Origin of the sequence: Haematobacter genomosp. 1 (genome assembly GCF_002196855.1) — a bacterium.
Lineage (GTDB): Bacteria > Pseudomonadota > Alphaproteobacteria > Rhodobacterales > Rhodobacteraceae > Haematobacter.
Genome location: NZ_NIPW01000028.1, coordinates 106,492 through 132,781, shown reverse-complemented (window position 1 = coordinate 132,781; position 26,290 = coordinate 106,492). Strand labels below are relative to the sequence as shown.

At 65.4% G+C, this 26,290-nt stretch carries 28 protein-coding genes and 1 tRNA gene; 17 read left to right on the top strand and 12 right to left on the bottom strand.

The genetic code is table 11. The features are described from left to right. Positions 1-2 precede the first annotated feature (2 nt). Positions 3-728 (top strand): proteasome-type protease, encoded by a 726-nt coding sequence (locus CDV49_RS14960; RefSeq protein WP_088216209.1) that lies wholly within the window; start codon positions 3-5, stop codon positions 726-728. Here CDV49_RS14960 and CDV49_RS14955 read toward each other — a convergent pair. Both CDV49_RS14955 and CDV49_RS14950 read right to left on the bottom strand, forming a co-directional pair. Further along, positions 718-1,662, bottom strand: coding sequence for an alpha/beta fold hydrolase (locus tag CDV49_RS14955; RefSeq protein ID WP_088216208.1), 945 nt, complete (start codon positions 1,660-1,662; stop codon positions 718-720). The genes CDV49_RS14960 and CDV49_RS14955 overlap by 11 nt on opposite strands. Position 1,663: 1 nt before the next feature. Beyond that, the gene (locus CDV49_RS14950) at positions 1,664-1,951 is read right to left on the bottom strand and encodes an SCP2 sterol-binding domain-containing protein (RefSeq protein ID WP_035706601.1); all 288 of its coding nucleotides are present in this window, start codon (positions 1,949-1,951) and stop codon (positions 1,664-1,666) included. 61 nt (positions 1,952-2,012) lie between these two features. Here CDV49_RS14950 and CDV49_RS14945 point away from each other — a divergent pair, with 61 nt between their 5' ends. From CDV49_RS14945 to CDV49_RS14925, 5 genes are all read left to right on the top strand, one after another. Then, positions 2,013-2,588, top strand: coding sequence for a tetratricopeptide repeat protein (locus CDV49_RS14945; RefSeq protein ID WP_256947360.1), 576 nt, complete (start codon positions 2,013-2,015; stop codon positions 2,586-2,588). A gap of 30 nt (positions 2,589-2,618) precedes the next feature. Next, positions 2,619-5,771, top strand: a complete 3,153-nt coding sequence (locus tag CDV49_RS14940) for a helicase-related protein (RefSeq protein ID WP_088216207.1) — start codon at positions 2,619-2,621, stop codon at positions 5,769-5,771. A 3-nt stretch (positions 5,772-5,774) separates the two neighbouring features. Continuing rightward, the gene (locus tag CDV49_RS14935; RefSeq protein ID WP_373447807.1) at positions 5,775-6,110 is read left to right on the top strand and encodes an RNA-binding S4 domain-containing protein; all 336 of its coding nucleotides are present in this window, start codon (positions 5,775-5,777) and stop codon (positions 6,108-6,110) included. 88 nt (positions 6,111-6,198) lie between these two features. Beyond that, positions 6,199-6,537 (top strand): ferredoxin FdxA, encoded by a 339-nt coding sequence (gene fdxA / locus CDV49_RS14930; RefSeq protein ID WP_035740705.1) that lies wholly within the window; start codon positions 6,199-6,201, stop codon positions 6,535-6,537. Between the two features lie 274 nt (positions 6,538-6,811). Further along, positions 6,812-7,321 carry a CarD family transcriptional regulator gene (locus CDV49_RS14925; protein ID WP_035706589.1) on the top strand — a complete coding sequence of 170 codons (510 nt, stop codon included), beginning with the start codon at positions 6,812-6,814 and terminating at the stop codon, positions 7,319-7,321. Between the two features lie 67 nt (positions 7,322-7,388). Here the strand turns inward: CDV49_RS14925 and cobS are convergent, their stop codons facing one another. Then, complete coding sequence (cobS, locus tag CDV49_RS14920; protein WP_256947359.1) at positions 7,389-8,117, bottom strand: adenosylcobinamide-GDP ribazoletransferase; 729 nt, start codon at positions 8,115-8,117, stop codon at positions 7,389-7,391. A gap of 68 nt (positions 8,118-8,185) precedes the next feature. Here cobS and cobT point away from each other — a divergent pair, with 68 nt between their 5' ends. After that, the gene (gene cobT / locus CDV49_RS14915; protein WP_088216205.1) at positions 8,186-9,199 is read left to right on the top strand and encodes a nicotinate-nucleotide--dimethylbenzimidazole phosphoribosyltransferase; all 1,014 of its coding nucleotides are present in this window, start codon (positions 8,186-8,188) and stop codon (positions 9,197-9,199) included. Between the two features lie 167 nt (positions 9,200-9,366). Here cobT and CDV49_RS14910 read toward each other — a convergent pair whose 3' ends face one another. The 7 genes from CDV49_RS14910 to CDV49_RS14880 form a co-directional block, all read right to left on the bottom strand. Then, positions 9,367-10,416 carry a threonine aldolase family protein gene (locus CDV49_RS14910; RefSeq protein WP_088216204.1) on the bottom strand — a complete coding sequence of 350 codons (1,050 nt, stop codon included), beginning with the start codon at positions 10,414-10,416 and terminating at the stop codon, positions 9,367-9,369. Further along, complete coding sequence (locus CDV49_RS14905; RefSeq protein ID WP_088216277.1) at positions 10,416-10,883, bottom strand: YcgN family cysteine cluster protein; 468 nt, start codon at positions 10,881-10,883, stop codon at positions 10,416-10,418. The genes CDV49_RS14910 and CDV49_RS14905 overlap by 1 nt, the downstream gene beginning before the upstream one ends. A 44-nt stretch (positions 10,884-10,927) precedes the next feature. Next, positions 10,928-11,458, bottom strand: a complete 531-nt coding sequence (locus CDV49_RS14900) for a GNAT family N-acetyltransferase (protein WP_088216203.1) — start codon at positions 11,456-11,458, stop codon at positions 10,928-10,930. Then, positions 11,455-12,387, bottom strand: a complete 933-nt coding sequence (locus tag CDV49_RS14895) for a bifunctional riboflavin kinase/FAD synthetase (RefSeq protein ID WP_088216202.1) — start codon at positions 12,385-12,387, stop codon at positions 11,455-11,457. The genes CDV49_RS14900 and CDV49_RS14895 overlap by 4 nt, the downstream gene beginning before the upstream one ends. 40 nt (positions 12,388-12,427) lie before the next feature. Then, complete coding sequence (locus tag CDV49_RS14890; protein ID WP_088216201.1) at positions 12,428-13,312, bottom strand: TIGR01459 family HAD-type hydrolase; 885 nt, start codon at positions 13,310-13,312, stop codon at positions 12,428-12,430. 13 nt (positions 13,313-13,325) lie between these two features. Further along, positions 13,326-14,243 (bottom strand): manganese-dependent inorganic pyrophosphatase, encoded by a 918-nt coding sequence (locus CDV49_RS14885; protein WP_088216200.1) that lies wholly within the window; start codon positions 14,241-14,243, stop codon positions 13,326-13,328. 104 nt (positions 14,244-14,347) lie between these two features. Next, positions 14,348-14,695 (bottom strand): DUF4440 domain-containing protein, encoded by a 348-nt coding sequence (locus CDV49_RS14880; protein WP_179209233.1) that lies wholly within the window; start codon positions 14,693-14,695, stop codon positions 14,348-14,350. A gap of 185 nt (positions 14,696-14,880) precedes the next feature. Between CDV49_RS14880 and groES the strand changes: the two genes are divergently transcribed. Then, entirely contained in the window at positions 14,881-15,168 is a 288-nt protein-coding gene (groES, locus tag CDV49_RS14875) for a co-chaperone GroES (RefSeq protein WP_035706563.1), read from the top strand. 41 nt (positions 15,169-15,209) lie between these two features. Then, positions 15,210-16,850: a chaperonin GroEL gene (gene groL, locus CDV49_RS14870; RefSeq protein ID WP_088216198.1), complete on the top strand. Its 1,641-nt coding sequence runs from the start codon at positions 15,210-15,212 to the stop codon at positions 16,848-16,850. A 573-nt stretch (positions 16,851-17,423) separates the two neighbouring features. Here groL and CDV49_RS14865 read toward each other — a convergent pair. Then, a tRNA-Ser gene (locus tag CDV49_RS14865) sits at positions 17,424-17,513 on the bottom strand. Between the two features lie 152 nt (positions 17,514-17,665). On the opposite strand from CDV49_RS14865, the gene CDV49_RS14860 reads away from it, so the two are divergent. From CDV49_RS14860 to CDV49_RS14830, 7 genes are all read left to right on the top strand, one after another. Then, positions 17,666-18,532 carry a hypothetical protein gene (locus CDV49_RS14860; protein WP_088216197.1) on the top strand — a complete coding sequence of 289 codons (867 nt, stop codon included), beginning with the start codon at positions 17,666-17,668 and terminating at the stop codon, positions 18,530-18,532. A gap of 168 nt (positions 18,533-18,700) precedes the next feature. Then, a complete protein-coding gene (gene rplU, locus CDV49_RS14855) occupies positions 18,701-19,081 on the top strand; it encodes a 50S ribosomal protein L21 (RefSeq protein WP_035706553.1) in 381 nt (126 codons plus the stop codon). Positions 19,082-19,092: 11 nt separating this feature from the next. Then, positions 19,093-19,362: a 50S ribosomal protein L27 gene (gene rpmA / locus CDV49_RS14850; protein WP_035706550.1), complete on the top strand. Its 270-nt coding sequence runs from the start codon at positions 19,093-19,095 to the stop codon at positions 19,360-19,362. A gap of 214 nt (positions 19,363-19,576) precedes the next feature. Next, positions 19,577-20,143 carry a GNAT family N-acetyltransferase gene (locus CDV49_RS14845; RefSeq protein ID WP_088216196.1) on the top strand — a complete coding sequence of 189 codons (567 nt, stop codon included), beginning with the start codon at positions 19,577-19,579 and terminating at the stop codon, positions 20,141-20,143. Positions 20,144-20,234: 91 nt separating this feature from the next. Then, positions 20,235-21,278, top strand: a complete 1,044-nt coding sequence (obgE, locus tag CDV49_RS14840; protein ID WP_088216195.1) for a GTPase ObgE — start codon at positions 20,235-20,237, stop codon at positions 21,276-21,278. Next, positions 21,266-22,411, top strand: a complete 1,146-nt coding sequence (proB, locus tag CDV49_RS14835; protein ID WP_088216194.1) for a glutamate 5-kinase — start codon at positions 21,266-21,268, stop codon at positions 22,409-22,411. Before obgE ends, proB begins: the two co-directional genes overlap by 13 nt. Positions 22,412-22,569: 158 nt before the next feature. After that, positions 22,570-23,805 (top strand): glutamate-5-semialdehyde dehydrogenase, encoded by a 1,236-nt coding sequence (locus CDV49_RS14830; protein WP_373447806.1) that lies wholly within the window; start codon positions 22,570-22,572, stop codon positions 23,803-23,805. Between the two features lie 536 nt (positions 23,806-24,341). Here CDV49_RS14830 and serS read toward each other — a convergent pair. Continuing rightward, positions 24,342-25,634 carry a serine--tRNA ligase gene (gene serS / locus CDV49_RS14825; protein ID WP_088216192.1) on the bottom strand — a complete coding sequence of 431 codons (1,293 nt, stop codon included), beginning with the start codon at positions 25,632-25,634 and terminating at the stop codon, positions 24,342-24,344. A gap of 276 nt (positions 25,635-25,910) precedes the next feature. Here serS and yajC point away from each other — a divergent pair, with 276 nt between their 5' ends. Then, positions 25,911-26,243 (top strand): preprotein translocase subunit YajC, encoded by a 333-nt coding sequence (gene yajC, locus CDV49_RS14820; protein ID WP_088216191.1) that lies wholly within the window; start codon positions 25,911-25,913, stop codon positions 26,241-26,243. Positions 26,244-26,290: the final 47 nt, after the last annotated feature.

Below are 26,290 nucleotides of genomic sequence, written 5' to 3'. Positions count from 1 at the left end.
CCATGACCTATTGCGTTGGAATCCTTCTGAACGAAGGGCTGGTGATGCTGTCGGATACGCGCACCAACGCGGGTCTGGACAACATTGCCATTTATCGGAAGATGTTCGTTTTCGAAAAGCCGGGCGACCGGGCGATCTGCATTCTGACAGCGGGGAGCCTGTCGGTGACGCAGACGACCATCGCGCGGCTGAAGGAGGCGATCAAGGAGCCGGACGGAGGGCACGGCGCTTCCATCATGGAGGCGCAATCCATGCTGCAGGTCGCGGAGATCGTGGGCAACGCGCTGGCCGATGTGTCGCAGGATGTGTCGGAAAAGCTGGAGCGCATGCATCAGAGCGCGCGCGCCTCCATGATCGTCGCCGGGCAGCGCAAGGGCGGCGACATGCGAATGTTCCTCATCTACCCGGAGGGAAACTTCATCGAGGCGACGGAGGACACGCCCTTCCTGCAGATCGGCGAGCACAAATACGGCAAGCCGATTCTCGACCGCGTCGTCACGATGGAAACGCCGATCGAGGACGCGCAGAAATGCGCACTGCTCTCCATGGATTCCACCCTGCGTTCGAACCTTTCCGTGGGGATGCCGCTCGACCTGCTGGTGATTCGCCGGGATGAGCTGAAGGTAGGTCTGCGCCGCCGGATCGAAGCGGGAGACGAGAGTTTCATGAAGATGAGCGCGGCCTGGTCGGATGCGCTGCGGGACAGTTTCATTCGCATCAAGATCTGACGCGGCTCCGGTACAGGCTGATGACCTGCTCCATGAAGTGCTCACGGTGGCGGGGTGCTTCCATCATCAGTTCATGCCGTGCGCCGGGAAAGATCTCCACCTCCGCCCCGGGCCAGTGTGCCATGCCGCGCCGGATCGCGCGGGCGTCCACCACGCGTTCGTCGCTGCCGACACCCACATAGGCGGGGATCCCGGGCGGCGGCAGGGTGGCAAGCACCCGCATCTCCACCAACGCCTCATGCAGCCAGCGAAGGCTTGGCCCGCCGAGGGCCAGTTCCGGATGCGCCTCCATCGCCGCCCGCATCCGGGCCAGCATCATGGGATCGCTGGTCAGGTTGTTGAGCGCGGGGCGCGCCGTCAGCACATAGGGTGTTGCGGGATGGCCCGGCGGGTGCAGGCCCGGTCGCCCCGCGCGGAGAGCGACGGAGGAAAGCAACCAGGCGAGCGGTCGTGTGAGACCCGGAAGGGTCAGACCCCACATCGGCGCGCTGAAGGCCGCGGCCTTTACGGCCAGCCCCTCATGCAGGGCCCGCCGCGCGATGGCTCCCCCCATGGAATGCGCGAGCAGCAGGGTGGGCGAAGGCATGTCGAGTGCTTGCGCCGTGGCAAGCATTGCCTGCACATCCTGTTGATAATCGCGGAAATGTTCCACGTCACCCATGCGGATGGCCGGATCGCGGTGGGCCGACAATCCTTGCCCACGCCAATCGACGGCAAGGGTGGCAAAGCCTGCATCGCGGAGAATGCGGGCGATGCCGTCGTATTTTTCGACATATTCCGTGCGGCCCGGAAACAGCAGCACCGTGGCGAGAGCGCCGGCCGCGGGCCAGAGGGCGAAGCGCAGGCACGTTCCGTCCTCCGCCCGCCGCCAATAGGCCGCGGCCCCGGACGAGCCGTCCGCGCCGAGATGGAGCGGGGCCGGCTCGAGGCGCATGTCAGGCCAAGGCCGAGCCGAGCTTCATCGCCGTGCCCATGTTGCCGTCAAGCTTCAGCTTGCCGCTCATGAAGGCCATCGTCGGGCTCAGGTCGCCGGCGAGAATCGCCTGGAAGGTCTTGACGTCAGCCGTCAGCGTCACATCCGTCTCGTCATCGCCTTCCCGCACGCCGGACTGGTCGATCACGATGGCGCCTTCGTCCTTGATGACGAATTTCGCGCTTCCGTCGAACCCGTCCGACAGGCGGCCCGAAAGGGTTTTCACCGCTTCGTCGATGACATTGCTCATTACCCAAATCCTCCAATTGTGACCGTCCGCAGAACGGGACGGTATTCGCAGGCGGCTTCGCTTGCGCTATCTTCAGGTTATGGTGTCGATACTCTCCAAGCTCAATCCTTTCGTGACGGCAGCTTTCGCCGCCGTGATCGCGTTTCCCCTCCATGCGGAGGAAACGGTGGAGCAGCGGCTTCTGAGGGAGTTGAAGGATCCGCAGAATACCGCCTGGCAGCGGACGGAAAGCGATTTGCAACGTGAATGGTCGCGTTCGGGTTCCGCCTCCATGGACCTGCTGTTGCAGCGGGGGCGCGACGCGATGGAGACCGGCGACACGCAGGAGGCGATAGAGCATCTCACCGCGCTGACCGACCATGCCCCCGACTTCGCCGAAGGCTGGAACGCGCTGGCCTCCGCGTATTTTCAGGCGGGCAAGTTCGGCCCCGCCGTGGACGACATCCGCCGGACACTCGCCCTCAATCCCAATCACTACGGCGCGCTGTCGGGGTTGGGGATGATCCTGGAGGACATGGGCTACGACGCCTCCGCTCGCGATGCCTATCGCGCCGCGCAGGCTATACATCCCCATCAGCCCGACATAGAAAAGGCCGTGGAAAGGCTGGATCGCGAAATGTCCGGTCAGGCACTCTAGGGGCCCCGTTCAGGGGGAATCGGCACACCCATGCGCGACCAGACGAGGACCGTGGCGGTCCTTGGTCCCACCAATACCGGCAAGACCCATTATGCCATCGAGCGGATGCTGGCGCACCGCACGGGGGTGATCGGCCTGCCGCTCCGCCTTCTCGCGCGTGAGGTCTATGACCGTATCGTGGCACAGCGCGGGCCGTCCGTCGTGGCGCTGGTGACGGGGGAGGAGCGGATCGTTCCCGAGCGCGCGCGCTACTGGGTCTGCACGGTGGAGGCGATGCCGCAGGAGATCGGCGCCGATTTCGTCGCCGTGGACGAGATCCAACTCTGCGCGGACCTCGAACGCGGACATGTCTTCACCGACAGGCTTCTACGGGCGCGGGGCCTGCACGAGACGATGTTTCTCGGCTCCGACACCATGCGCGGCGCCATCGCGGCGCTGGTTCCGGGGACGACCTTCCTGCATCGCGAGCGGTTCTCGGAACTGAGTTATACCGGCTCCAGGAAGATCAGCCGGATGCCCACCCGTTCCGCCATCGTCGGATTTTCGGTGGAGAACGTCTATGCCAATGCGGAACTGATCCGGCGGCAGAAGGGGGGATGCGCGGTGGTGACGGGCGGTCTCAGCCCCCGGACGCGGAACGCGCAGGTCGCGCTCTATCAGAATGGCGATGTGGATTACCTCGTGGCGACCGATGCGATCGGCATGGGGCTGAACCTCGACATCGGCCATGTCGCCTTCTCGGCGCTGGCGAAATTCGACGGGCACCGGATGCGCCCGCTTTTCCCGCATGAGATGGGTCAGATCGCCGGGCGCGCGGGCCGCCATACCCAGCCCGGCAGTTTCGGCGTGACGGGCGAGGCGCGCCCGCTGCCGGAGGATCTGGTGGATGCGATCGAAAACCACCGTTTCGCCCCGATCCGCAAGCTGCAATGGCGCAATTCCGACCTGTCCTTCGGTTCCGTCGAGCGGCTCATCGCGTCACTGGAGGCGGGGACGAACAACGAATGGCTCACCCGCGCGCGGGAGGCGGACGACCTGGCGGCGCTCCGCCATCTGGCCGCCATGCCGGAGGTGGTGGACCTTGTCCGGGGCACCGCCGGCGTACGGCTTTTGTGGGATGTATGCCGGATTCCCGATTTCCGCGGAATTTCCTCTACGGAACATGCAGGACTGCTGGCGCGAATCCATGGTTTCCTGCAAGCTGACGGACGGGTGCCGGATGATTGGCTGGCCCGCAACGTGAAGCGGATCGACCGGACGGACGGAGATATCGATGCGCTGTCGAAGCGGCTCGCGCATATCCGCACCTGGACATACGTGGCACAGCGAAGCGGCTGGGTGACAGATGAAAACCATTGGCGCGGCGAAACGCGCGCGGTAGAAGACCGGCTGTCGGACGCGCTTCACATGCGTTTGACCCAGAGATTTGTCGACCGGCGCACCAGTGTGCTCCTGCGGCGGTTGAAACAGAAGGAGAGCCTTGTGGCTGAGGTGAACGACAAGGGCGAAGTGACGGTCGAGGGCGAGTTCGTCGGCCGGCTGGAGGGCTTCCGCTTCCATCAGGATGCGACGTCCGGCCCGGACGAGGCGCGGACGCTGCGCTCGGCGGGCCTTCAGGCGCTGAAGCCGGAATTCCATCTGCGGGCCGACCGTTTCTACAACGCGCCGGATACCGAGCTGGACTTTACCGAGCAGGGCGGCCTGATGTGGGGCTCCTCCGCGGTGGGCAAGCTTGTCGCCGGGGCGGACCCGATGCGCCCGCAGGTCGAGCCTTTCGTGGATGAAGAAGCCGGTCCCGACGTGGTGGAGAAGGTCCGCCGCAGGCTCCAGCACTTCATCGACCGGAAGGTCGCGACCCAGTTCGAGCCGCTGCTCGCCCTGTCAAAGGACGAGGCGCTCACCGGTCTGGCGCGTGGTTTCGCCTTCCGTCTGGTGGAGGCGCTCGGCGTCCTGCCGCGCGATCAGGTGGCCGATGAGGTCAAGCAGCTGGATCAGGAGGCGCGCGGCGCACTCCGCAAGCACGGGATCCGCTTCGGCCAGTACACGATCTTCCTGCCGGCGCTGCTGAAGCCCGCGCCGACCCGGCTTCGGCTGGTGCTCTGGTCGCTGGCGAACGGCTTGCAGGAGTTTCCCGAAAGCCCGCCGCCCGGCCTTGTCACCATTCCGAACATCGTCGAGGTGCCGAAGCAGCACTATACGCTCGCAGGCTACCGTCCGGCGGGCAAGCGGGCGATCCGCATCGACATGCTGGAGCGTCTGGCAGACCTGCTCCGCGCCAAGGACTGGCGCGCGGGCTTTGAGGCGACACCCGAGATGCTCTCCATCACCGGCATGACGCTGGAGCAGTTCTCCGACCTGATGGAAGGGCTTGGCTTCAAGGCGGAGCGGGGCGAACGGCCCAAGGTCCGGGCGGAGCAGGCGGCGAAGGAAGCCGCGCTGCGGGAAATGCCCGTGGGCCTTGCCGAGGATGTGGAGGCCGTCGCCTCCGGCACCGATGCGGTGTTCGATGCGACCGGGGCGGAAGCGGATCTGGATGACGCGCGCGTGCCGGTGGAGGCCGTTGACGGGCTCGAACCCGGCCAACCCGTGCGCACGCCCGCTTTCCCCGACGAGGAGCCTGACGATCCGGCGGATGAGACCGGCTCCGATATGGCGCCCGAGATCACCTCTGACGATGCGCTCGGTGCCATTCCGGTTTCTGACGATGCGCTTCGAGCCCTCGCGGCCGAAGATGGTGTGGAAGCTCCCGTGGAGCCGGTCGAGTCGGAGGTGTTCTATACCTTCGTCTGGGCGCCGCGGCCGCGTCACAACCGCAACGCTCCCCGGGGCGGCGAAGGCCGTTCGCGCGGCCGTAACGAGCGGCAAGGGGGTGATCGCCAGGCGGGCGAGCAGCAGGCCACCGGCGAAAACCGGGGCGAACGGCGGGAGGGCCAGTCACATGGTCAGCCCCACGGCCAGCCGCATGGACAGCCGCGCGGTGAGCGGAGGAACAAGCCCGAAGGCGGCAAGCCCGATCACGGCAAGCGGCAGAAGTTCGAGGGCAAGGAAGGTCGTCACGGCGGAAAGGGCAAGGAAAAGCGCTCCGAGCAGCCGCGAAGCTTCGAATCGCGCCCGCCCCGCAATGATCGTATCGACCCGGACAGCCCCTTCGCCATCCTCGCGGCGTTGAAGGAGCGGAAGTAACCCTTGGCCGTCCTCGCCACGCGGGAGACGATGCGGCTCGACAAGTGGCTCTGGCATGCCCGCTTCTTCCGCACCCGGACGCTTGCGTCCGAAGTGGTGGAGGCGGGTCATGTGCGTGTGAACGCGCGGCGGGTGCAGAAGCCCGCCTTCGCCATCGGCGAGGGGGACACGCTGACCTTTCCGCAGGCCGGGCGAATCCGGGTCGTTCGCGTTCTTGGATCGAGCCTGCGCCGCGGTCCGGCGACAGAGGCGCAGGCGCTTTACCTCGATATGGATGCGGAAGGTGTTCCGCCATCCCCGGCGGCGGAGGAACAGCCATCCTCCAGCCCGCGACGTTAGGGGCACCGGGCCTTTCCGGTGTCACCCGTCTTGATCCCCGCCAGCTGTTAGACTAGCTAGTCTCCGCCAGACGTGAAAGACCGATCCCATGACTTATGTCGTCACCGACAACTGCATCGCATGCAAATATACCGACTGCGTGGAAGTCTGCCCGGTCGACTGCTTCTATGAGGGCGAGAACATGTTGGTCATTCATCCCGATGAATGCATCGACTGCGGCGTCTGTGAGCCGGAATGCCCCGCCGATGCAATCCGCCCCGATACGGAGCCGGATGTGGAGGAATGGGTCGCGTTCAACCGCAAGTATGCCGAGCAATGGCCGGTGATTCTCTCCCGCAAGGATCCGTTGCCTGAGGCGACGGAACGGGACGGCGAAACCGGGAAGCTGGCAAAATACTTCTCCGAAACGGCTGGCGAAGGCTCCTGATTCGGGCTCTACGGCGCGATTCCGGCATGGCAATTTGATGACAAGTCCTTGAAGGCGCTTGCCCGCTGTTTACGCATGAGTCACGACGCTTTAAAACAGCGGTGCTTTGTGCTATATTTCTTCCACAAAATGCTTGGAATGCCGAAGGCAGGCGGTCTCTCACCTCGACGATCCGTCTGAAGCAATCAGCTTGTCCGATCATTCTCCTGAAGCGGAAGCGCTTCCGGCGGATGGTTTTGTGGCCTGTGGGATTCCCATGAGAGGAAGCGACTGAATGACGAAGACCAAGAAGTCCGAGTTTCACCCCGATGATTTCGTGGTGTATCCGGCCCATGGCGTCGGCAGGATCATCTCGATCGAAGAGCAGGAGATCGCCGGTCTCAAGCTTGAGCTGTTCGTGATCTCGTTCGAGAAGGACAAGATGACCCTTCGCGTGCCGATCAACAAGGCGGCGGAAATCGGTATGCGTTCGCTTTCGACGCCCGATATCGTGTCCAAGGCGCTCGAGACGCTGAAGGGCAAGGCGAAGGTGAAGCGGGCCATGTGGTCGCGTCGTGCTCAGGAATATGAGCAGAAGATCAACTCCGGTGATCTGCTTTCCATTGCCGAGGTGGTCCGGGACCTGCATCGCTCCGACGATCAGCGCGAACAATCCTATTCCGAGCGTCAGCTCTACGAAGCGGCGCTCGAACGGCTGACGCGTGAGGTGGCCGCCGTTGCCGGAGTGGACGAGGCCAATGCGCAGAAGAAGGTCGATGACGTTCTGCTGTCCCGTGCGGCCTGAACTTTTTCCCTGAACGTTTTCAGTGATCGCGAAGCCGCGCCCGATCCGGCGCGGCTTTTTCATGTCTTCAGAGCAAGGTGGAGAGGGTTGCAAGCGCGGTGATTTCGGCGAGCTGCTGGCTCGCTCCGAGCACATCACCCGTCTGTCCGCCGATCTTGATACGGGCAAGTATAGCGACGACAAGCGCCGCCGCAGCGGCCGCCAGCGTTGCGGCCAGTCCGGGCATCCCGCACAGTCCGAACGCAATCACCGCTCCCACGGCCATTGATACGATGGCAACCGCCTTGCCGGGGCGCCCGATAGAGGCAGCCAGCCCGCCGTTCCGCGCAAAGGGCAGGGCAGCCATCACGCCCGGCAGGACCGCTCGTGACAGCGAACCTGCCACGATCAGCGCGAAGAGCGCGTCCCCGCCTGCCAGCAACCCTCCGATCAGCGTCGCGCGCGCCATGAGCGACAGGACGAGCGCCAGCACCCCGTAGCTGCCGATACGGCTGTCTTTCATGATCTCCAGACGGCGCTCTGTCGTCCGGCCGCCCCAGAAGCCGTCCGCCGTATCCGCCAGCCCGTCCTCATGCAGGCCCCCTGTCACCAGGATCGCCGCCGCCAGCACACAGACCGCGGCGAAACCCGCAGGCAGACCGATATCCGCCAGCAGAACACCGCAAGCCGCCGCGAGCGCGTTCACGACACCACCGACCACCGGCCACGCCCAACAGGATCCCGCGGGCGAAGCCGCCGCGACGGGAAGCCGCGTCAGCAGCCCGAAGGCGTTCCTGATGTCGTGAAAAGGGCTCACGTCCCGCTCCGGTTGCATCCGCCGCGCCTTGGATAGAGAAGGGACATTCCGCAAGCAACGGATGAAACATGCCTGTCCTTACCTCCTCTGCCGATTTTCGCATTCTCCTCACCGATCTGCCGCAGCCGGATCGCGCCGCGCTTGCCGCCGCTGACGCACGAAACGGCCGATTGACGAAGCCGCAAGGGGCCTTGGGGGGGCTCGAGATGCTGGCGATCTGGTATGCGGGCTGGCGGGGGGCGGAAACGCCCGCCATCACGCGTCCGCAGATCGTCATCTATGCGGGCAATCACGGTGTGGCTACGAACGGTATCTCCGCCTTCCCGCCGGAGGTGACCGCACAGATGGTCGCGAATTTCGCAGCAGGCGGGGCTGCGATCAACCAGCTCGCGCGCGAGGGGGGGGCGATGCTGGATGTCATACCGCTCGACCTCGACCGGCCGACCGCCGATTTCACACAAGCGCCCGCGATGACCGAGGCAGACCTTGTGAATGCGCTGTCGGCGGGATGGGAGTCGGTGGACCCGCAGGCCGATGTGTTCATCGCGGGGGAGATGGGCATCGGCAACACCACGGTTGCCGCTGCTATTGCTGCGGCGCTTCTGGGTGGTGGAGCCGAGGCATGGATCGGCCGGGGGACCGGTCTTGACGATGCCGGGCTGGCCCGCAAGCGCGCGGCCGTGGAGGCCGGGCTGATGCGCCACGCTGCCGTGCTCGATGATCCGCTGGAGGTGCTGCGCTGCCTTGGCGGACGGGAGGTGGCGGCCATGACCGGGGCCATTGCGCGGGCGCGGGTCGAGCGGATCCCCGTCATCCTCGACGGGTTCATCTGCTGTGCGGCGGCGCTCGTGCTGCAACGGCTCAATGAAGGCGCCCTCGATCACGCCGTGGCTGGGCACCTTTCGGAGGAGACGGCACATCGCCGCCTGCTGACCGCGCTCGGCAAGGAGCCGATCCTGTCGCTCGGCCTTCGGTTGGGAGAGGGCTCCGGTGCCGCTCTCGCGCTGCCGGTGCTGAAGGCCGCGGTCGCCTGCCTGTCCGGCATGGCGACGTTCGGTGAGGCGGGCGTGACGGAGGGCTGACCCCCTGGCAGGGTGCTGAAAAAGTATTCCGATGTTGCTCCGGGGCGGAGATCTTCCCTGTGTGGTTGAAGATCACCCTAAAAACCGCAGGTTTTTGCGCGTGATCGGACCGATTTTTTGAGCTTTAACGCAAGGCTGGCCAGACCTACGACTTTTTCAGCAGCCTGCTAGCGGACGGTGGCGAGGAAGCGGTCCACTTCCTCCTCCGTGGTCGCCCAAGAGCAGACGAGCCGCGCGGCGACGGGCTCGTCCTCCGGACCGTCGAGCGATTGGCTCCCCGGCCAGAGGTAGTAGTAGGCTCCGGCCTCCTGCGCGCGCCGGTGCCCCTCACGCGGCCATGCGGCAAAGACCGCGTTCGCCTCGGTCGGATGAACAAGCGAAGCACCCGGCAGGCCCGCTATGCTCTGCGACAGCCGCGCCGCCATGGCATTGGCATGACGGGCGCTGCGCAGCCACAGGTCGTCCTCCAGATAGGCCAGCATCTGGGCGGAGAGGTAGCGATGCTTGGAGAACAGGTGGCCGCCCCGCTTGCGGCGAAGCTCGAACTCCCAGGCCTTCGCAGGGTCGAAGATCACCACGGCCTCGACGCCCAGCAGTCCGTTCTTGGTGCCGCCGAAGCTCAGGATGTCCACGCCCGCCTTCCACGTCATCTCCGCCGGGGAGGCATTGGTGGCGGCAAGCGCGTTGGCGAAGCGGGAGCCGTCCATATGAACCGGGATCCCAGCGGCCCGCGCGATGGCGCAAAGCCGCTCCACTTCCGCGACCGTATAGACGGTGCCGTTCTCCGTCGCATTGGTGAGGGAGAGCGCGCCCTTCTGCACATTGTGAACGCCTGCGCCGCCCGCCGATTGGAGCGCCAGCTCCAGTCCGGCCGGGTCTATCCTGGCATGATCGCCATCAAGCAGGGTGAGCTTTGCGCCGCCCGTATAGAACTCAGGCGCCGCGCATTCGTCTTCCTCGATATGCGCGTGGCGGTGGCAATAGACCGTCTGCCACGGCTGGACGAGACAGGCGAGCGAGAGGGAATTGGCGACCGTGCCGGTCGCGACAAGATAGACGGCGGCCTCCGGCGCTTCGAACACCGCGCGCATCCGGGCCTCCACCTCCCGCATCAGAGGGTCCGCTCCGTAGGAGGACATGGCGCCATGGTTCGCCCGCTCGATCGCGTCGAGCACCTGCCGCGGGACGGGGGCGATATTGTCGGAGGCAAATTGCATCAGATGTCCTCTTCGATCACGTGGTCTTCCCATTCGTCCTCGGCCACCTCGAACTCCGGCACGGTGCGGCCGCGGACGGAGACGCCGGCGCGGTGAACCTCCTCCCTGTCGCCGCAGAGAAGATGGTGCCACGGATAGAGCGGCCGCCCCTCGTTCAACAGCCGGTAGGCGCAGGTGCGGGGCATCCAGTAGGAGATCTCGTCGATATTCGCGGGGGTCAGCACCACGCATTCCGGCACGAACTGGCGGCGATTCTCGTAATGCGCGCAGCGGCAGGAGCCGTCATCGAACAGGCGGCAGGCGATGTCGGTGAAGAACACCTCGCCCGTGTCGGCGTCTTCGATCTTGTTCAGGCAGCATTTGCCGCAGCCGTCGCACAGCGCCTCCCACTCCGGGGGCGTCAGCTCGCGGAGGGGGTAGCGCTCCCAGAAGCGGGGGCGGAGAGGGGGGTTGGGCTGGCGTTTCATCGGTTGCGGACCATGCACCTGTTGCGCGGCGGTTGAAAGCCCGATCACGCTCTCCGCGCCGCATAGACGACATGCGGACGCAGCGGATGTCCCTCGGGCAGCGCGGGGTGATCGAAATCCAGATCGGCACGGCGACTCATGCCGATCCGCTCCATCACCCGGCGGGAGGGGCGGTTGCCGGTCGCCGTGAAGGCGACGATCTCATCGAGCTTCATTGCCCCGAAGCCGTGATCGAGCCACGCCCGCGCGGCCTCCGAGGCAAGGCCCATACCCCAGAAGGCGCGCGGCAGGCGCCAGCCCACCTCCACCGCGCCGGTCAGGGGGCCTTGCAGCACCGGATTGAGGCCCACCATTCCCGCAAAGGCCCCGTCCTCGCGCCGCTCCACCGCCGTGAAGGAGAACCCCTTCTCCGCGGCGCGGGCGATGAGCCTGTCCATCAACGCGTCGCTTTCCTGCCGGGTGAGGGGGGCGGGGAAGTGGCGCATGACCTCTGCATCGGCATTCATGGCGGCGAAGGGCGCGCGGTCCCGCGGCTCCCAGGGGCGCAGGATCAGCCTCTCGGTCGTCAGGATCATGCGCGCAGGGTGGCCAGAATGTCCCGCGCACGGGCGCAATCGGCATCCATCCGGGCGATGAGCGTGTCGAGGCTGTCGAACTTCATCTCCGGGCGCAGCCATTCGATCAGGGCGACCGACAGATGCTCGCCATAAAGGTTGCCGGAGAAATCGAAGATGAATGTCTCGATATTCGGGGTGTTTTCGCCGAACATCGGCCGCGTTCCGATGGAGGCCGCACCGCCGTAGTCCCCCGCATGAGGACCGCTGAGGACGCGCACCTTCACCGCGTAAACACCGAAGCGCGGCGGGTGGATGGCCGCGATGGACATGTTCGCGGTCGGAAAGCCCAGCTCTCGCCCGCGGGCGTCGCCGTGCAGAACTTCCCCCTCGATCCGATGCCAGTGTCCCAGCATCCGGCGGGCATCGCCGGGACGGCCCTCGGTCAGGGCACGGCGGATCGCGGTGGAGGAGATCTCCTCCACCTCGTCCGAAACGAGCGGTGCCACCGTGACGCCGAAGCCGATCTCCCGGCCCAGCTCCTCCAGCCGCCGCGCATCGCCGCCCCTGTCATGGCCGAAGTGAAAGTCCGCGCCGACGACAGCATGACGGATGCCCAGTCCTTCGTGCAGAACCTGCCGCGCGAAATCCTCGGCCGAAAGGGCGGCCAGCGCGGCGTCGAAGGGCAGTTCATAGAGGATATCCACGCCGAGCCGCGAGAGCCGGTTTTCCTTCGCCTCGGCGTTCATCAGCCGGAAGGGCGGGGCATCCGGCTGGAAATACTCGCGGGGATGCGGCTCGAAAGTGATGACGCCCAGCGGGCCTCCCGCCGCACGCGCGATGTCGATCACGGACTGATGGCCCAAGTGAACGCCGTCGAAATTGCCGATGGCGACCGAGGCCCCCCGGTCGCTGTCAGTGACGGTCCTGTAATCCCGGATGATCCGCATGGCCTTCCCGTATCCCCGCGCAAATGCCGCCGCAAGCGCCTTAACGGAGGCGCCCGATGGTGAACTGCGGGTCCAGCCCCTTTTCCCGGAGATAGGCTGCAAGCGCCTCCGGTTCCGGCTGCTCCTCCGTCCGGGTTTCCCAGGCGGCCAGCCCGCCGGAGACGAAGATCGCGTCGATCCCGTTTTCCAGCGCGCCCCTGACATCCGTCGCGGGACCGTCGCCGATACCGGCAATGCGCCCTGCGGCAATGCCGATCTGATGGAGCCTGCGGCGGGCGAGGTCATAGATCGGCGCATGGGGCTTGCCGAAGTAGAGGCTCGTGCCCCCCATATCCTCATAAAGCTCCGCAAGCGCGCCCGCGCAGTAGATGCGCTGTTCCCCCTGATCGACGACGATATCGGGATTGGCGCAGAGCAGTTTCACCCCACGCTCCACCAGCGGCTTGAACCGTTCGACATAGTCGGCGGGCGTTTCCGTCATCTCGAAGAAGGGGCCGGTGCAGACAATGCCTTCCGCAGCCTCTGCGGGAACGAGTTCGATGGGGGGCAGGAGGGCGGCTTCGGCTGCCGTGTCCTTGGCCATTTCCGTGAAGAAACTCGAATGCTCCTTCGCCCCGATGTGCCAGACCTTCCGGCCGACGGCGCCTTCGATCATCGCGGTCTGCGCCGCATCGCCGGAGGTGGTGATATCGTCATAGCATTCCGGCGGCACGCCGAGCCGCCCGAGCTGCCGCCGGACGGAAGGGCGGGGCCGGGGGGAATTCGTCAGGATCATCACCCGGCGCCCCTCCGCCCGCCACGTCTTCAGCGCCTCGACCGCGGCGGGAAAGGCGCGCACCCCGTCATGGACGCAGCCCCAAAGATCGCAGAACAGGACGTCGTAGTCGTCCGAAACCTCTGCGATGTGCTCGATGATGCGGGTCATGCGCGCCGTCCGGTCAAAGGCTCAGTACCGGGATGATCTGCTTCTTTCGGCTCATCACGCCGGGCAGGACGACAGTATCGCCTGCGACGGCTGCGCCGAAGCTCTTCTCGGCCACGATCCTCACCAGATCGTTCGGCACGAGCAGCGTCGCTTCCTCGCGCAGGATATCCACGATGAAGAGCAGCACCTGATCCGCGCCATCCTCCGTCGCGACCTGCGGCATGGAGGCCATCAGGCTGTCCTTGCGATCGAGGACGACCTGGGGAGCGGTGGTCTCCAGCACGCTCACGCGGAACTGCTTGCCGCCGACCTCGTATTCCTTCGAATCCATCCGCAGAAGCTCCGCATCGGAGAAGGCGGAAACGTCCGACTTCGCCGCGAACATCTGCGCTGCATAGTCGGGGATGGACACGCCTAGATCGGCCGCGAGCTTCTCCGCCACCTGCCTGTCGTGCGGCGTCGTGGTGGGGGAGCGGAACTCCAGCGTGTCCGACAGGATGCAGGAGAGCGCCATCGCCTTGATCGCGTCCGGCATTTTCGCCGCATCCTCGCCCATCAGGTCGATCATCACGGTGGCGGTGCAGGCGAGGGGACGGATCGTCACGTCGATCGGCGTCTTGGTCTTGATCCCGCCGGTCAGCAGGTGGTGGTCGATGATCGCGATGACATCGGCACCGGGCAGCGACTCGGGCAGTTCGAGCGGGTTGTTCGTATCGACGATGACAACCTTTGCGCCCGGCTCCAGCTCCGAGATGATCTCCGGCTTGGCCATCCCCCAGTGGGAGAGGACGAAGGCCGCTTCCGTATTGGGTTCGCCGAGAAGCTTCGGCACCGCGGGAGTGCCTTTCACTTCGGTCAGATACCAGGCCCAGACGATAGGGGAGCCGGTGGAATCTGTGTCGGGCGACTTGTGGCCGAGGACCTGGATCATGGTGCAACCGTCCTGAAAGAAATGTCGGCTGCGTTATAGGGGTTGGGCTCGGCCTTGTCACGGCCTGGCCGCGGTGTGGGAGCGCGCAGTGTCAGATCGCAATGTCAGATCCCGGTGTGCAACGGGGTCTGCTGGTGCTGAACAAGACGCCAGCCTTCAGGGTCGCGCCGATAGACCGAGGTGCAGATCGCCCGATAGCTGGACCCGCCGCGCTCCGCGCTCGCCACATAGCCCAGCACCACGACGGAATCGCTCTCCGTCAGGCGCCGTCCGGTCATGTTGACGGAGCGCCAACGCGGCGCGCTGTCAACCGCCTCCAGAATGGCGTCGTTCTGCACGAGGCCCGATTCAGGAAAGGCCATGAGACAGCCGGGCGCCATATGATTCATGTAGGCGAGACGTCCCCCGATCCAGAGACTTTCCTCCTGCTCCCAAATGCCGTTGGCAGGCATCTGCACCTCCATTCTTTATATATCCGACATAAAACTGTCGGCCCCCTTCCGACGTTCCATGGTTCGATTTTTTACGCGGCAAAACCGTTGACAGGCGCGGAGCGCTTGCCTACCTAGGCTGTCGTTGGCACTCACCTGAATGGAGTGCTAACGTCGCATAACCTGAACCCCAAGGGAGTTCTCAGATGGCATTCAAACCCCTGCACGACCGCGTTCTGGTCCGTCGCGTCGAAGGCGATGAAAAGACCAAGGGCGGCCTGATCATCCCCGATACCGCGAAAGAAAAACCGGCCGAGGGCGAGATCGTGGCGGTCGGCGAAGGCGCCCGCAAGGATTCGGGCGAACTGATCGCTCCTTCCGTCAAGGCCGGTGACCGCGTGCTGTTCGGCAAATGGTCGGGCACCGAAGTCACGATCGACGGCAAAGAGCTGCTCATCATGAAGGAAAGCGACATTCTCGGCATCATCGCCTGAGGCGCTTCACTTCCCCGCAACACCAACCCAAGGAGCTACATATGGCTGCCAAGGACGTACGTTTCGAATCCGACGCCCGCAACCGCATGCTGCGCGGCGTCAACATCCTCGCCGACGCCGTGAAGGTGACGCTGGGCCCGAAAGGCCGTAACGTTGTCATCGAGAAATCCTTCGGTGCTCCGCGCATCACGAAGGACGGTGTGTCGGTCGCCAAGGAAATCGAACTGGAAGACAAGTTCGAGAACATGGGCGCCCAGATGGTGAAGGAAGTCGCTTCCCGCACCAACGATGAGGCCGGCGACGGCACCACCACCGCCACCGTGCTCGCGCAAGCGATCATCAAGGAAGGTCTCAAGTCGGTCGCTGCCGGCATGAACCCGATGGACCTGAAGCGCGGCATCGACCTCGCCACCGCGAAAGTCGTGGAAGCGATCAAGGCCGCTGCCCGCCCGGTGAGCGACTCTGCTGAAGTCGCGCAGGTCGGCACGATATCCGCCAACGGCGAAGCCGAAATCGGCAAGCAGATCGCCGATGCGATGCAGAAGGTCGGCAACGAGGGTGTCATCACCGTCGAAGAGAACAAGGGCCTTGAGACCGAGACCGAAGTCGTCGAAGGCATGCAGTTCGACCGCGGCTACCTCTCGCCCTACTTTGTGACCAACCCGGACAAGATGATCGCCGAACTCGACGACGCGCTCATCCTGCTGCACGAGAAGAAACTCTCCTCGCTGCAACCGATGGTCCCGCTGCTCGAAGCCGTGATCCAGTCGCAGAAACCGCTCCTCATCATCGCCGAGGACGTGGAAGGCGAAGCGCTTGCGACCCTCGTGGTTAACAAGCTGCGCGGTGGCCTGAAGATCGCTGCCGTCAAGGCGCCGGGCTTCGGTGACCGTCGGAAAGCCATGCTGCAGGACATCGCGATCCTGACGGGTGGCCAGGTGATCTCCGACGATCTGGGCATGAAGCTGGAGAATGTCGGCATCGACATGCTCGGCCGTGCCAAGAAAGTCCAGATCAACAAGGACAACACCACGATCGTGGACGGCGCTGGCGACAAGGCCGAGATCGAAGCCCGCGTGGCCCAGATCCGCACCCAGATCGAGGAAACCACCTCCGACTACGACCGTGAAAAACTGCAGGAACGCGTGGCCAAACTGGCTGGCGGCGTTGCGGTGATCCGCGTTGGCGGCATGACCGAAGTCGAAGTCAAAGAGCGCAAGGACCGCGTCGATGACGCCCTGAACGCGACCCGTGCGGCCGTGCAGGAGGGGATCGTCGTCGGTGGCGGCGTGGCTCTGGTTCAGGCCGCGAAGGTGCTCGAAGGGCTGGAAGGGGAGAACTCCGACCAGAACGCCGGCATCGTGATCGTCCGCAAGGCGCTCGAAGCGCCGCTGCGTCAGATCGCCCAGAACGCGGGCGTGGACGGCTCTGTCGTCGCAGGCAAGGTGCGCGAGTCGAACGACAAGACCTTCGGGTTCAACGCGCAGACCGAAGAATATGGCGACATGTTCAAGTTCGGCGTCATCGACCCGGCGAAAGTCGTGCGGACCGCTCTGGAAGACGCGGCCTCCGTCGCTTCTCTCCTGATCACCACTGAAGCCATGATCGCCGAGAAGCCGAAGGAAGCTGCGGCTCCCGCCGGCGGCATGGGCGGCATGGGCGGCATGGACGGGATGATGTGATCCCGGCCTAGCGCCATTACTACGGAAAGGGGGCCCTCGTGGCCCCCTTTTCCTTACGAGAAAGCGTTGTGCAGTGCAGATGCAGCGCGAACCATGATCAGACCGTGGAAAGCTCGCGGCGCCACTATGCCGAGACATATGACCGGATAGCCGGACGGGCGGCGACAACGGCGAGGATGCTGCCTCGCCAACGCCTCGCGCGCGAAGCCACGACGATTTTCTTCAGCTTAAGCACATGAAAAAGCTGATATTCATGTTGCGCTGACTGACGCTATCGTGCCTGCCTTTGCGCCTTTGCGCCTTTGCGCCTTTGCGCCTTTGCGCCTTTGCGCCTTTGCGCCTTTGCGCCTTTGCGCCTTTGCGCCTTTGCGCCTTTGCGGCGCTGCGGGAATCGCGGGTCATTCGTCGGCTTGCGCGTCGACGTCATGGGCAACCCAGTAATGCCATATGACGCAGGCCACCGTCCGAATGTGTTCGAACCGAAGCCTGCTGCGTCCCAATGCATTCAACCGGAATCCGTAGGACAGGTGAACGACACCTGCTGAGGGATAATTCAATAATGTCGGGGATAAGTGGCGGAGAGGGTGGGATTCGAACCCACGGAACGCTTGCACGCTCAACGGTTTTCGAGACCGCCCCGATCGACCACTCCGGCACCTCTCCGCATTTGAGGGTCGTCGCGGCGCTATTAGAGGGTTGATGCAGCGGCTGCAAGTGGTTTTCCGCGTGCGGCAAGCGCTTGGCCTTGGAAATCGGAGGAGGGGCGCATAGAGTTTTGCGGTGTCGATCTCGGCATATCCATCGAGGAGCGCCGGATGTATCGCTTTTCCATCCTTGTCTTGTCTCTCGTGCTGGCGTTCCCGGCGGAGACGGTGACGCCTGTTCGGGCGGAGGGAGCGCCGATTGCGACATCCCGGGCGGAGGTGACACTTCTTCTGGAAGCACTCCATATCGATGAGACGCTCGACACCCTGCGGCGAGAGGGGCTGGCCTATGGGGCTTCCATCGAGGAGGACTTGTTCCCCGGACGCGGTGGCAACCGATGGGCGGAACTTGTCGCGTCCATCTACGCGCCCGAGCGGCTCAAGCAGGATTTTCTAGCGGGGTTCGCTCCTGCGTTCCTGCGGATGGGTGCTCCCGATCGTCAGGCGGCGCAGATGTTCTTCGCCGGCGCTCTTGGCCAGAAGGTGGTCATGCTCGAGAATGAGGCGCGCGTTGCGCAGCTCGACGAGGCGGTGGAGGATGCCAGCCGCGACCGGGCCGAGGAGATGATCGCACAGGAAGATCCGCGCGTGGCCCTGATCGACCGCTTCGTGGAGGCGAATGATCTCACGGAGGCCAATGTGGTAGGGGCGCTGAACGCGAATATCGCTTTCTACGCCGGGCTGAACGAAGGGCGCGCCTTCGGATCTCCCTTGAGCCAGGAGGACATCCTGAAGGATGTCACCTCTCAGGCAGACGATGTGCGGCAGGAGACGGAGGACTGGCTCTATTCCTATCTGCTCATGGCCTACCAGCCCTTGACGGATGCGGAACTGGAGCACTACACGGCCTTCACCCTCACTCCGGCGGGGCAGGGGCTCAACCGCGCGCTTTTCGCAGCCTATGACGGGCTGTTCGAAGGGCTCTCCCACGATCTTGGCCGAAATGCCGCGCGCTTCCTGTCCGGGCAGGATCTCTAGGCTTTACTTGTCGTCCGACGCTCGCTATAGGACTGCCTCCGGCGGGGAATCTCTCCGTTCCGGGTAATTCTATGTCGTCCCGAAGGGGGCGCGCTGTCCGAGGTGCGGCGATTGCCGCGTGAACGCCGGGTATCGGGACCGAAAGACGCGGTTGAGAAAGGGAAGACCATGTTTGCGGTCCTGAAGACCGGTGGCAAGCAGTACAAGGTGCAGGCGGGTGACGTTCTGCGCGTGGAAAAGCTTGCGGCAGAAGCCGGTGAGAAAGTCCAGTTCAACGATATTCTGGCCGTGGGTGGCGACAGCCTGACCCTCGGTGCGCCCTTCGTCGCCGGTGCTGCCGTGCAGGCGGAAGTGATCGACCAGATCAAGGGCGACAAGGTGATCCACTTCGTCAAACGCCGCCGGAAGCACTCCTCGCAGCGTACCCGTGGGCACCGTCAGCAACTGACGCTCGTCCGCGTGACGGACATTCTGGCCTCCGGCGCTGACGCGAGCGGCGTCAAGGCCGCGATCGGCTCGGGCACCAAACAGCCCGTCGCCGCGGAATAAGGAGAGAGCAGATGGCACACAAGAAGGCAGGCGGTTCGTCCCGCAACGGCCGCGACTCCGCGGGCCGTCGTCTCGGCGTGAAGCTCTATGGTGGCCAGGCGGTCATTCCGGGCAACATCATCGTGCGTCAGCGCGGCACCACCTGGTGGCCGGGCGACAATGTCGGCATGGGCCGTGACCATACGATCTTTGCGCTGACCGAAGGCCGCGTGGAGTTCAAGAAGGGCCTCAAGGGCCGCACGTTCATTTCGGTGCGCCCCGCGGTGGAGGCCGCCGAATAAGCCGAACCTTTACATTTCGGATGTAAGCGGGGGGTCGGCGTAAAAGCCGGCCCCCCTTCCGCTTCCGGCGGCGCTGCAAGGGCAGGGGGAGCCCGGCGTGCAGGATGCGACAATTTTCCGCTGGGCTCATGGCAAGAATGTGTCTTGCCGCAAAGCCTTCGGGATACAGATCTTTTTGACCGGGTGACGCCCGGAAGGGAATTGGAGGGTTGGAATGAGTGTCAATGCGATCCTGGATGGAAGCGCGGTTACGCCGGTGGAGCCTCAGCCCGTGATTCGGGCGGAGCGGCTCGTGCTGCGTCCGCTGCGAAAATCCGACGCGGGGCTTCTTTCGCTCTACTCCGGCGACCGGCGCGTGGCCGAAGGCACCCGCGCCATCCCCCATCCCTTGCCGCCCGGCATGACGGAGGCCTATATCGCGCGCGCTGAATCGCCCAAGCGGGTGGAGGATGTCTGGGCGCTTGATGGCTCGGAGCAGGGACTGGCCGAGCTTCTGGGCGTGATCAGCCTCACCCACATCGACAACAACCAGTCGGAAGTCGGCTATTGGGTGGCGCCCGCGTTCTGGAATGCGGGTTTCGCATCCGAGGCGATGGCCGCTCTGCTTGGCGCGAACCCGCACAAGTCGCGCACGCTTTTTGCCGAGGCCTTTCAGGACAATCCCATCTCCGCCCGTGTGCTGACCAACGCCGGGTTCCGGTATCTCGGCGATGCCGAAGCCTATTCCATCGCCCGGGGGAGCAATGTGCCCACCTGGACCTATCTCCGCCCGATGACCTGATACGCGCGTCAGCGCAGCTTCCGAAGGGCCGGCTTGAGACTTGCCGGCCCTTCGCCTATTCAAGACCATTCCGCAGACAAGGCGCGCCAGCATGAAATTCCTCGATCTCGCCAAGGTATATATCCGTTCCGGCGGCGGTGGCTCCGGTTGCGTCAGCTTCCGGCGGGAGAAGTTCGTGGAGTTCGGCGGGCCGGACGGCGGGGATGGCGGCCGCGGCGGCGATGTCTGGGTGGAGGCGGTTGACGGGCTGAACACGCTCATCGACTTCCGCTACCAGCAGCATTTCTTTGCGACCTCGGGTCAGCCCGGCATGGGCCGCCAGCGGACGGGCAAGGACGGTGACGACATCGTGCTGCGCGTCCCCGTCGGCACGGAGGTGCTGGAGGAGGACGAGGAAACCGTCATCGCCGATCTGGTGGAGATCGGTCAGAAGGTGCTGCTGGGCCGTGGCGGCAACGGCGGCTTCGGCAACCTGCATTTCAAGAGCTCGACCAATCAGGCCCCGCGCCGCGCCAATCCCGGGCAGCCGGGAATAGAGCGGACGATCTGGCTCCGCCTGAAGCTGATCGCCGATGCCGGGCTGGTCGGGTTGCCGAACGCGGGCAAGTCCACCTTCCTGTCGGCTGTGTCGAATGCGCGGCCCAAGATTGCGGACTATCCCTTCACCACGCTGCATCCGAACCTTGGCGTCGTCGGGGTCGATGGCAAGGAATTCGTGATGGCCGACATCCCCGGCCTGATCGAGGGGGCGAGCGAGGGCAGGGGACTGGGCGACCAGTTCCTCGGCCATGTGGAGCGTTGTGCGGTGCTGCTTCACCTTGTGGACGGCACGTCCTCCACCATCACGAAGGACTACCGCACCATCATTGCGGAGCTTGAGGCCTATTCGGAAATCCTCGCCGACAAGCCCCGCATCCTCGCGCTGAACAAGGCCGACGCGCTGGATGCGAAGACCCGCTCCTCCCGCCGCCGCGCGCTGGAGAAGGCGTCGGGCGGGCCGGTGCACGTCATCTCCGGTGTGTCCGGCGAGGGGGTGCAGGACGTGCTGCGCATCCTCTGGGCCAAGGTCGCCGCAGCACGCGGCGAGACGCCGGAGGGCGAGGAGATCGCGGAGCCCGGCGCATGGCAGCCCTGACCTCCACCGTCGCGGATACCGCTGAACGCCCGGATATCCGCGCGGCGCGGCGACTGGTCATCAAGATCGGCTCGGCTCTGTTGGTGGATGCCGTATCGGGGCAGCTGCGATCCGACTGGCTGGAGGGGCTCGCTGCCGATGTGGCGGAGGCCAAGGGACGGGGGACGCAGATGATCCTCGTCTCCTCCGGTTCCATCGCCCTGGGACGGCGGGTGCTGGACCTTCCGCCGGGCGTTCTGTCGCTGGAGCAGAGCCAGGCCTCTGCCGCCGTCGGGCAGATCCGGCTGGCGCGCGCCTATGAGGAGGCGCTCTCGCCGCATGGGATCACCACGGCGCAGGTTCTGGTGACGCTGGAGGATACGGAGGATCGCCGGCGTTACCTCAATTCCCGCGCGACGATGGAGACGCTCCTCTCTCTGGGCGTCGTGCCGATCGTGAACGAGAACGACACGGTTGCGACGGATGAAATCCGCTATGGCGACAACGACCGCCTCGCCGCCCAGATCGCGGTGACGGTGGGCGCGGACATGCTTGTCCTGCTGTCCGACGTGGATGGCTTCTATACCGCCAACCCCAAGGAGGACCCGACAGCCCGGCGGTTCGATGTGGTGCCGCGCATCACGCCGGAAATCGAGGCGATGGCGGGCGATCCGATCTCCGGCCTGTCGAAAGGCGGGATGAAGACGAAGATCATGGCCGCGAAAACCGCCGTCGCGGGCGGCTGCGCCATGGCCATCATGGAAGGTTCGGTGAACCGGCCGCTTACCGCATTGCTGGAGGGCGCGAATGCGACGTGGTTCGTCGGGGAACGTGACCCGCAGGCCGCACGGAAGCGCTGGATCGGGGCGATGAAGCCGCGGGGCAGCTTCGCGATCGACGCAGGGGCCGCGCGGGCGCTGTCGGCGGGAAAATCGCTGCTCCCCGCCGGTGTCACTGCCGTTTCCGGCCGCTTCGGGAGGGGAGAGCCGGTGGCGATCCACGGACCGGAGGGGGACCGGCTGGGCCTCGGCCTGACACGATACACGGCGGATGAGGCGCGGGCGATCTGCGGGCGCCACAGCGATGAGATCGAGGGTATCCTCGGCTATGCTGGCCGCGCGGCGCTGATCCACCGGGACGACATGGTGCTGTGACGCTGTGACGGTCCTCGGGGGCGCGCTGGCCTGCTGACGGCAGCGCGCGGGTTTTCCAGCGGGATCCGGGTGGCAAAACCCCCGGGACTCGCCTATCTCCAAAGCCTCAGCAGAGGGCCAGAGCCATGGATATTGCGACCACTTCCGCGAAGAACCTCATGACAGACCTCGGACGGGCTGCTCGTTCGGCGGCTGCGGAGCTTGCCTTCGCGCCAGCGGAGAGCAAGCGGGCAGCTCTGCTCGCCGCCGCAGAAGCGGTCTGGCGGAAGCGTGAGGGGATACTGCGCGCCAATGCGGAGGATTTGCGCGAAGCGGGGTCTCGCGACCTCAGCCCCGCCATGATCGACCGGCTGACGCTGGACGAGGCGCGGATCGGCGGCATTGCCGACGGGCTTCGCGCCGTGGCCGAGCAGAAGGATCCCGTGGGGGAGGTGATCTCCGAATGGGATCGCCCCTCCGGGCTGCATATCCGCAGGGTGCGGACGCCGCTGGGCGTCGTGGGCGTGATCTACGAAAGCCGCCCCAACGTCACCGCCGACGCAGGCGCGCTGTGTCTGAAGGCGGGCAATGCGGTGATCCTGCGGGGCGGGTCGGAGAGCCTGAACTCCTCCCGCGCGATCCATGCCTGCATGGTGGAGGGGCTGCGCCAGGCAGGCCTGCCGGAAGCGGCGATCCAGCTTGTGCCGACCCGCGATCGCGCGGTGGTGACGGAAATGCTCCATGCGATCGAATGGATAGACGTGATCGTTCCCCGTGGCGGGAAGGGCCTCGTCGGCCTTGTGCAGCGGGAGGCACGGGTGCCGGTCTTTGCGCATCTGGAGGGCATCTGCCACGTCTATGTGGACGCGGAGGCGGATGTGAAGATGGCCCGCGGGATCGTGCTCAACGCCAAGACCCGCCGGACGGGCATCTGCGGCGCGGCGGAATGCCTGCTGATCGACCGGCAGTTTCATGCGCGCCACGGCGCACCGATGATCGAGGATCTGGTGAAGGCCGGGGTCGAAGTCCGGGCAGAAGGTGAGCTGGCCGACATCCCCGGAACGGTGAGGGCCACCGCCGAGGACTTCGGCAAGGAGTTTCTCGACATGGTGATCGCGGCAAAGCTGGTGGACGGTGTGGATGGCGCGATCGCGCATATCCGCCGTTACGGCTCTCAGCACACCGATGCGATCGTCACGGCGAATGATGCGGCATGGGAGCGGTTCGCGACGCGGCTCGACAGTGCGATCCTGATGCGCAACGCATCCACCCAGTTCGCGGATGGCGGTGAGTTCGGCATGGGGGGCGAGATCGGCATCGCCACGGGCAAGATGCATGCGCGCGGCCCTGTGGGCGCGGAGCAGCTGACGAGCTTCAAGTATCTGGTCGAGGGCAACGGCACCCTTCGCCCCTGATCCGGCGGACGCCGCTGACGCGGCGGCGTTTCCCGAGCTACGCGCCGCCTCCGGCTCTGCGCGGCGGCGGTGCTCCGATAAGCCGGGTCCCATAGGCGGGAGGTTCCCGGGCCTGCACAGGCCGGGAACGTCAAGCGGCGTTATTGCTGCATGTCGATGGCGGGCTCGTTCAGCAGCGGAGGAATGAGATTGGCCACGAGCGCCGCCGTCTCAACCTTTGTGCGCGGCATCTCATCGGTGAGAGGAAGAGGCCAAGCGGTTGCCGCCCTGCGCGTTTCGGCGGCGACTGTCATTCCCGCGGCCAGTTCGCCGCGTTCTGTTGCCGGAGAAAGAGCGCCCCGCTATGCCGCCATCGTTCCCGCCTGGCGACGTACCCGCTTGTGACGGGCCTGATCTGTCTGTCGCTGTCCCTGCTGCCGGAGATGCCGGTCTGGGAGCGGACGCTGCATATCGTGCCGGTCGTGTGGTCGTCTCAATGGTTTGGGTGGTCATTCCGCCCATCCAGACGCGGCCGTTCCACCTGCTGTAGGGCGCGCTCAGACGAGCGCACCCTCCGCCGTAATCCGGGTCCGCCCGCCGAGATAGGGATGGAGTGCCGCGGGAAGCTCGACGGAGCCGTCTTCCTGCTGGCCATTTTCCAGAACCGCAATGAGAGTCCGGCCCACGGCCAGCCCGGAGCCGTTCAGCGTATGGACGAATTCCGGCTTGCCGCCGCCCTCCGGCCGGTAGCGGGCATTCATGCGACGCGCCTGAAAATCCCCGCAGACGGAGACGGAGGAGATCTCCCGATAGGTATCCTGCCCCGGCAGCCAGACTTCGAGATCGTGGGTCTTCGTCGCGCCGAACCCCATGTCGCCGGTGCAGAGCACCACGGTACGGTAGGGCAGGCCGAGCTTCTCGAGGATGCCTTCCGCACAGCGCGTCATGCGGCCATGTTCGGCAAGGCTGGCGTCCGGCGTGGTGATGGAGACCATCTCCACCTTCTCGAACTGATGCTGGCGGAGCATCCCGGCCGTATCCCGCCCGGCGCTGCCGGCCTCGGAGCGGAAACACTGGGTATGGGCGACGAAGCGGCGGGGGAGGTCTGTCTGCGCGCTGATCGTATCGTTGACGATGTTGGTCAGCGTGACCTCTGCCGTCGGCACGAGCCACCAGCCCTCGCGGGTCTGGTAGCTGTCCTCGCCGAATTTCGGGAGCTGGCCGGTGCCGAACATCATCTCCTCACGCACGAGGACCGGCGTCCAGGTTTCAGTCAGCCCGTTCTCCGTCACATGCGTGTCGAGCATAAACTGTGCCAGTGCCCGCTGCAGCCGCGCCACGGCGCCGGACAACACGACAAAGCGTGCGCCCGACAGTTTGGCGGCGGTCTCGAAATCCATCCCGCCTTGCACGGCCGGAAGCTGGTAGTGCTCCTTCGGGGCGAAGTTGAACTGGCGCGGCTCCCCCCAGCGGCGGATTTCCACGTTGTCGCTCTCGTCCCGGCCCTCCGGCACGTCGGCGAGCGGCAGGTTCGGGATGGTGAGCAGCAGGTCGCGGAGACGCAGATCATCCGCGGCGGCGGCGGCCTGCATGTCGGCGACTTCGGTCTTCTTGGCGGCGACAAGGGCGCGGAGCCGCTCGAACTCCGCCTCATCCCCGCGGGCCTTGGCGGCGCCGACCTGTTTGGAAGCGGCGTTCTGGGCGGCCTGCGCCTCCTCCGCCACACGGATGCGGGTGCGGCGCCCCTCGTCGAGGGCGAGGATGTCGGACGACATCGGAGACAGCCCGCGCCGGGAAAGTGCGGCGTCGAAAGCGGCGGGATTGTCGCGGATGGTGCGGATGTCGTGCATGATGTCACCGGAGTTGGATCGTCCGGGCCCCGTATGCCCGACAGAGCCGAAGGGGGAAAGGCTTTTCCGCGCCGGATTCCGCTGAACGGCTGCGGGCGGTGTGCCGGGCAAGGCACGGCCCGGAAGGCTGGCCAGAGGTTGGCCAGAGGTTGAAACGAACACGGATTCGCGCTGTCCCGCCGCCTTGCGCTCCAGAAACCCCGACTATAGGGTGCGCGCCAGCCTTCCGGGGGGATCTCCGGAGTGACCCAAAGGGCCAGACATCAGGAGGACCCCATGTTCGCAACTCCCGCCTTCGCGCAGGCTGCCGGTTCCGGCGGCGCAGCTTCGGCTCTGACCAGCTTCGTTCCGCTGATCCTGATCTTCGCGATCATGTATTTCCTGCTCATCCGTCCGCAGCAGAAGCGGCAGAAAGAGCACAAGGCGATGATCGAGGCGGTGAAGCGCGGCGACCAGATCCTGACCAACGGCGGCATCATCGGCAAGGTGACCCGCGTCAAGGACGACGGCGAGCTTGAAGTCGAGATCTCCGAGGGCGTGCGGGTGCGCGTTCTGCGCTCCATGGTCGCGCAGGTGCTGTCCAAGACCGAGCCGGTCGCCAACACCTGATCCCATTCACGGGCGGCGTGCCGATTGAGCGCCCGCCCGTCGATCCG